1 protein-coding gene is annotated in these 239 nt (G+C 41.4%); it reads right to left on the bottom strand.

What is annotated here, in order from left to right; genetic code table 11:
- Nucleotides 1–239: AraC family transcriptional regulator (locus tag O4H31_RS19605; RefSeq protein WP_269348189.1), on the bottom strand; the 239-nt coding region annotated here is incomplete at both ends.

Genomic DNA, 239 nt, shown 5'->3' on the forward strand with positions numbered 1-239 from the left:
GTTTAAATATTCGTTGAATTTAAGTTGCCCCTCTTTCTGAAACAACTGAGACAAATAGTTCGGTGACACATAAAAATGCTGAGCAACTGATTCGCGTGTTAAAGGCTCGTGATAATGCTGCTCAAGATGATCCCTCACCGCTTCAAACAATGCATGGCTTTTAGACGGTGTTTCAACTGGTCGCTCAATCAAATCGAGAATATGACTAACTAACGCCCCTACCAACAAGCGTTTTGTTC

Source organism: Sulfitobacter dubius (assembly GCF_027214245.1).
Classification (GTDB): Bacteria; Pseudomonadota; Alphaproteobacteria; order Rhodobacterales; family Rhodobacteraceae; genus Sulfitobacter; species Sulfitobacter dubius_A.